6 protein-coding genes are annotated in these 6540 nt (G+C 56.5%); all 6 read right to left on the bottom strand.

Translation table 11 applies throughout. The features are described from left to right. Positions 1–388: 388 nt before the first annotated feature. On the bottom strand, positions 389–1009 hold the full coding sequence (gene msrQ / locus CKW07_RS14665; RefSeq protein WP_095145529.1) for a protein-methionine-sulfoxide reductase heme-binding subunit MsrQ: 621 nt from the start codon (positions 1007–1009) through the stop codon (positions 389–391). Then, positions 1009–2022: a protein-methionine-sulfoxide reductase catalytic subunit MsrP gene (msrP, locus tag CKW07_RS14660; protein ID WP_095145528.1), complete on the bottom strand. Its 1014-nt coding sequence runs from the start codon at positions 2020–2022 to the stop codon at positions 1009–1011. Before msrP ends, msrQ begins: the two co-directional genes overlap by 1 nt. 63 nt (positions 2023–2085) lie before the next feature. Further along, on the bottom strand, positions 2086–2943 hold the full coding sequence (gene pssA, locus CKW07_RS14655; protein WP_095080871.1) for a CDP-diacylglycerol--serine O-phosphatidyltransferase: 858 nt from the start codon (positions 2941–2943) through the stop codon (positions 2086–2088). Positions 2944–3088: 145 nt separating this feature from the next. After that, on the bottom strand, positions 3089–4105 hold the full coding sequence (gene ilvC / locus CKW07_RS14650; RefSeq protein ID WP_003228216.1) for a ketol-acid reductoisomerase: 1017 nt from the start codon (positions 4103–4105) through the stop codon (positions 3089–3091). Between the two features lie 47 nt (positions 4106–4152). Then, positions 4153–4644, bottom strand: coding sequence for an acetolactate synthase small subunit (gene ilvN, locus CKW07_RS14645; protein WP_003205610.1), 492 nt, complete (start codon positions 4642–4644; stop codon positions 4153–4155). 2 nt (positions 4645–4646) lie between these two features. Then, positions 4647–6371 carry an acetolactate synthase 3 large subunit gene (locus CKW07_RS14640; protein ID WP_095145535.1) on the bottom strand — a complete coding sequence of 575 codons (1725 nt, stop codon included), beginning with the start codon at positions 6369–6371 and terminating at the stop codon, positions 4647–4649. Positions 6372–6540: the final 169 nt, after the last annotated feature.

The raw sequence follows: 6540 nt of genomic DNA, 5'->3' as shown, positions 1-6540 counted from the left end.
TTGACTATCAGTCTGACTGCACAAGCACCCACACGAATTGCTTGATTCAGTTGTTAAAGAGCGGTTGGTTAAGATCTTTCATCTCAACCGAGCGGCGCATTCTACAGCAGCCTCTGTTGCTGTCAAGTGGTTATTTTCAGAAGTTTTCAAAGAATCCTTTGCAACTTCAACCACTTGCGCTTTCGATCTCTCGTCAGCGGGAGGCGGATTCTACAGCGTTACACACTGCTGTCAACACCTCTTTTTCAACTTCCTTTCGACTTCGATGACCTGAAGCAACTTGCCGCCGAAAACTGCGTAACTCTTTGTTTACCAAGGAGTTTTCCGTTTCGACTGCGCCGGAAGTGGGGCGAATTATAGACTTCCAGAATCTGCCGTCAAGGGTTAATTACGCTTTTGTTGCAGAAGGTGTTTTTCGAGCCTTGAAACGAGGGATTCGACGGACTACAGGTGGCAAGCGAAGCATTAACAGCAGACCACCTATAGATGCATAAACAGCCCACTCCTTCAGATCAGCGCGAACGATCCACAGCATATGCAGCAATCCAAGCCCGAGAATCACATAGACCAGCCGATGCAGTTTCTTCCAGCGAGCCCCCAAACGTCGCTGACTATAGCGATTGGATGTCACCGCCAACGCCAACAAACAGAGAAACCCCAACGTGCCGACAATAATGTACGGGCGCTTTTGCAGCTCAACACCCAACTGCGACCAATCAAAGCCAAGGATAAACGCCGTATAACCGCTCAGATGCAGAACCACATAAGCGAAACACCACAACCCTAACTGCCGCCGGACAGCAATCCACCCCGCCCAACCGGTGATTTTCTGCAAAGGCGTCATGCTTAACGTAATCAGCAACAGTACAAGCGTGCCCAGCCCCAACCGGTCAACCAGCACCTTGCCAGGATCAGGCCCCAGCACATCCCCCAAGGCTTGGTACAACCAGAGCAGCGGCCACACTGCAGCCGCTATAAAGACACCCATACGCCAGAACGGATATCGCATCAGTAGTTCTTCCTCAGATCGAGCCCTGCATATAAAGAAGCGACTTCATCCGAGTAGCCGTTGAACATCTGCGTGTCACGCACGTTGGGCTTGAACAGCCCGCTCGGCAAACGTCGCTCCCGGGCCTGGGTCCAGCGCGGATGATCAACTGTCGGATTCACGTTTGCGTAAAAACCATACTCATTGGCCGCAATACTCTGCCAAGTGGTTTTCGGTTGCTCGCTGACCAGGCTGATACGCACGATGGATTTGACGCTCTTGAACCCATACTTCCACGGCACGACCAACCGCAATGGCGCGCCATTCTGATTAGGCAGCTCACGCCCATACATCCCGACCGCCAGAATCGCCAATGGATTCATCGCTTCATCCAGGCGCAGCCCTTCGACATAAGGCCAGTCGATCAGGGCGAATCCAGAGCGCTGCCCCGGCATACTCTTGGGATCCTGCAAGGTTTCAAAACGAATGTATTTGGCCCTGGAGGTCGGCTCGACCTGATTGAGCAATGCCGAGATGGGAAAACCAATCCAGGGAATTACCATCGACCAGGCTTCTACGCAGCGCAGACGATAGATGCGCTCCTCCAACTGATACGGCTTCATGAAGTCTTCCAGCGCATATCGACCGGGCTTACCCACTTCACCGTCCACCACCACACTCCACGGCTCGGTTTTCAGAGCGCCAGCGTTGGCGGCCGGATCACCTTTATCGGTGCCGAACTCATAGAAGTTGTTGTAGTGGGTGGCATCCTTGAATGGTGTGATCGCCTCGTCCTTGACGTTGACCGCCCCCCATTTGGTAGAAGGAAGCTTCTCGGCAAACCAGAAAGGCGCCTTGCCAGGCTCAACATTCGCATAACGCGCGACATCACCGGCACTGGCCCAACGCGGCAGACTGCTCACGGCCAAACCGGCAACAGCGGCACCGAGAACGTTACGACGAGAGAGGTAGAGGGATTCGGGCGTGACGTCCGACTCATGGCAGTCAGACGGCTTGGGGAACTTGAATAACATGGCAACTCCGCAGCATTGGAGGACAGATGCACCAATAGACTGCGGAGTATGGGGGAAATTACATCACTCGACGTTTTTGTGACGACGAAGGTGCAACAGGTACTGCACCGGACCGGACGCGGCGTAAACGAGGAATACCAGCAGCAAAATGCGTGGCGGATCACTGAAGACCACCGCAAACACCAGCACCACCGCCAGAATCGCCACGAAAGGTACGCGCCCTTTCAAGTCCAGCTCCTTGAAGCTGTTGTACTTGATATTGCTGACCATCAGCATGCCAGCCGCCGCCACCATCAGCGCCACCAGGAACGACATCTTGGAGCCCTGGATGCCGTAGTCACTGAAGGCCCAGACGATCCCGGCAACCACACCGGCAGCCGCCGGGCTGGCCAGGCCAATGAAGTAACGCTTGTCCGCCGTACCGACCTGGGTATTGAAGCGCGCCAGACGCAACGCCGCCCCCGCGACATAGATGAAGGCAACCATCCAGCCGACCTTGCCCATATCGCCCAACGCCCAGCCGAATGCCAACAGGGCCGGCGCGACACCAAAGGCCACCATGTCCGACAGTGAGTCGTACTCGGCACCGAACGCGCTTTGCGTATTGGTCATGCGTGCAACCCGGCCATCGAGGCCGTCCAGCACCATGGCGACAAAGATGGCGATTGCCGCGAAAGCAAAGTACTTGCTGGCGCCGGCAGCATCACCGGCACTCAAGGCGCTCTGGGCGCTCATGGAGTTGATGATGGAATAGAAGCCCGCGAACAGGTTCGCAGTGGTGAACAGATTGGGCAGCAGATAGATGCCACGATGCCGGACTTTACGGCCCTCAGCATCATGCCCTTCTTCGACATGCTCATCGATCGGTAGCAGGCTATCGGCGTCAGAGGCCTTGTTTGGCTCTTCGGGACGTTCGCTCATGGACATTACCTTGCAACGGTGTGGAAAGTTTCGACAGGTGCCTGCGACAACGGTTCGTATCGCAAACGATGCAGCTTTATACCAGAACCAGCCATCCAAACGAAAAAACGCGGCCTAAGCCGCGTTTTTCGTACTCATTCGTGACTCAGTTTTTAGCTTTGTCGACGATCTTGTTGGCGCCGATCCACGGCATCATCGAACGCAGTTGCTCGCCGATGATCTCGATGCCGTGTGCAGCGTTGTTACGACGCTTGGCGGTCATCGAAGGATAGCCGGTAGCACCTTCGCTGATGAACATCTTGGCGTACTCGCCGTCCTGAATGCGTTTCAGGGCGTTGCGCATGGCCTGACGGGATTCGGCGTTGATGACTTCAGGGCCGGTCACGTACTCGCCGTACTCGGCGTTGTTGGAGATCGAGTAGTTCATGTTGGCGATACCGCCTTCGTACATGAGGTCAACGATCAGCTTCAGTTCGTGCAAGCATTCGAAGTAGGCCATTTCTGGCGCGTAGCCCGCTTCAACCAGGGTTTCGAAACCGGCCTTGACCAGCTCAACGGTACCGCCGCACAGAACGGCTTGTTCGCCGAACAGGTCGGTTTCAGTCTCGTCCTTGAAGGTGGTCTCGATGATGCCGGTACGACCGCCACCCACGCCAGCTGCGTAAGACAGTGCAACGTTCTTGGCGTTGCCCGAGGCGTCCTGGTAGATAGCGATCAGGTCAGGAATACCGCCGCCCTTCACGAACTCGGAACGCACGGTGTGGCCCGGGGCCTTCGGCGCGATCATGATCACGTCGAGGTCAGCGCGCGGCACAACCTGGTTGTAGTGGATCGCGAAGCCGTGGGAGAAGGCCAGGGTGGCGCCTTTCTTGATGTTCGGCTCGATTTCGTTCTTGTACAGGGAAGACTGGAACTCGTCCGGGGTCAGGATCATGACCAGGTCGGCGGCAGCAACAGCGGAAGCAACGTCGGTCACTTTCAGGCCGTGAGCTTCAGCCTTGGCAACAGTGGCCGAACCTTTACGCAGGCCAACGGTAACGTCAACGCCGGAGTCTTTCAGGTTGCACGCCTGGGCGTGGCCCTGGGAGCCGTAACCGATGATGGCAACTTTCTTGCCCTGGATGATCGACAGGTCGCAGTCTTTATCGTAGAAAACTTTCATGAATTTCCCCTTTATATCTGGCCGTTCAGGCCATGCGCGAATTGGGTTTAGATGCTGAGTACTTTGTCGCCGCGGGCAATCCCGGTGACGCCACTGCGTACGGTTTCCAGAATCGAGGCAGTGCCAATGGACTGGATGAAGCTGTCGAGCTTGTCGCTGGTACCGGTCAATTGAACGGTATACACGCTGGCACTGACATCGACGATCTGTCCACGGTAAATATCGGTGGTGCGTTTGATCTCGGCGCGCTGGGCGCCGGTGGCCTTGACCTTGACCAGCATCAGCTCACGCTCGATGTGAGCGCTTTCCGAGAGGTCGACCAGCTTGACCACTTCGATCAGCTTGTTCAGGTTCTTGGTGATCTGCTCGATGATTTCATCGTGGCCCACAGTGGTCAGCGTCAGGCGCGACAAGGTCGGGTCTTCGGTTGGGGCCACGGTCAGGCTTTCGATGTTGTAGTTGCGCTGCGAGAACAGGCCGACTACGCGAGACAAAGCGCCGGGTTCGTTTTCCAGAAGCAAGGAAATAATGTGCCGCATGATTAAGTACGCTCCGTCTTGCTCAGCCACATATCGCGCATGGAGCCGTCTTTGATCTGCATCGGGTAGACGTGCTCGCTGGTATCGACCGAAATGTCGAGTACCACCAGGCGATCCTTCATGGCGAACGCTTCCTCCATCTTCGACTTCAAATCTTTCGAATCGGTGATGCGCACTCCAACATGCCCATAAGCCTCGGCCAGCTTGACGAAGTCAGGCAGCGACTCCATGTACGAATGCGAATGACGGCTGCCGTAACTCATGTCCTGCCACTGGCGAACCATGCCCAGAACACCGTTGTTCAGGATGACGATCTTCACCGGCAAACCGTATTGCAGGCAGGTCGACAGTTCCTGAATGTTCATCTGGATACTGCCTTCGCCCGTTACGCAGGCAACGTCTGCATCCGGGAAGCTCAACTGGATGCCCATGGCCGCCGGGAAACCGAAGCCCATGGTGCCCAGGCCACCGGAGTTGATCCAGCGGTTAGGCTTGTTGAACTTGTAGTACTGCGCGGCGAACATCTGGTGCTGGCCCACGTCGGAGGTCACAAAGGCATCGCCCTTGGTCACTTCGCACAGGGTCTCGATCACCGTCTGCGGCTTGATCTTGCTGCCGTCACCCTTGTCATAAGGGAACAGGCCGCGGTCACCGCGCCACTCATCGACTTGTTTCCACCAGCTGGCAACGGATTCCTTGTTCGGGGTCTCGCCGATTTCCTTGAGGATCGCGACCATTTCGGTCAGGACACTTTCAACTGGACCAACGATCGGCACGTCGGCCTTGATGGTCTTGGAAATCGAAGCCGGGTCGATGTCGATGTGAATGATCTTGGCATTCGGGCAGAACTTGGCCGGGCCGTTGATCACGCGGTCATCGAAACGCGCACCGACTGCCAGGATCACGTCGGCGTGGTGCATGGCCAGGTTGGCGGTGTAGCTGCCGTGCATGCCGAGCATGCCGATGAACTGACGGTCGGTGCCAGGGTAGGCACCCAGGCCCATCAGGGTATTGGTCACGGGCAGGTTGAGCATTTGCGCAAGTTCGGTCAACGGCGCGGAGCCGCCACCGAGAATCACGCCGCCGCCCGCGTACAACACAGGACGCTTGGCCGCCAGGAGCATTTCTGCCGCCTTGCGGATTTGCCCGGAGTGCCCACGAACAGCCGGGCTGTAGGAGCGCAGCTTGGCTTTTTTCGGGAAGATGTATTCGAACTTCTCGGCCGGGTTGGTCATGTCTTTCGGGATATCGACAACGACAGGGCCAGGACGACCGGATTGCGCCAGGTAGAACGCTTTCTTCATGACTTCCGGGATTTCCGACGCGTGCTTGATCATGAAGCTGTGCTTCACGATCGGCCGGGAGATACCGATCATGTCGGTTTCCTGGAACGCATCGGTACCTACCATGGTGCTAGGCACCTGGCCGGAAATGATCACCATCGGAATGGAGTCCATGTAGGCCGTGGCAATACCGGTGATGGCGTTGGTTGCGCCCGGACCGGAGGTAACCAGTACCACACCGGCTTTACCGGTGGCACGGGCATAGCCGTCAGCCATATGGGTCGCAGCCTGTTCGTGACGAACCAGGATGTGAGTCACTTCCGGTTCTTTGAACAGGGCATCGTATACATGAAGGAGAGCACCACCCGGGTACCCGTAGATATATTTGACGCCTTCGTCACGCAAAAAGCGGACGAGCATCTCACCGCCAGATAAAAGCTCCACGTTGTTCACCTCTAAAACGCCAGAATACCGCCCACATAAGGGGACGGGTCTTAATAGGTTTACTTCCCAGCAGAGCATGAGCGACGGTGGTCGCCGACTACGTCAGCACTGACTGAGCAAGTATTGGGATCGTCCCAAGTGTTGCGGGGCTTTCCCACCCAGCGCGAGG

The organism is Pseudomonas sp. Irchel s3b6 (genome assembly GCF_900187415.1).
In the GTDB taxonomy this organism is placed as follows: domain Bacteria; phylum Pseudomonadota; class Gammaproteobacteria; order Pseudomonadales; family Pseudomonadaceae; genus Aquipseudomonas.
Note: the sequence above shows the minus strand (reverse complement) of the source record. Positions and strands in the feature narration are given on the sequence as shown.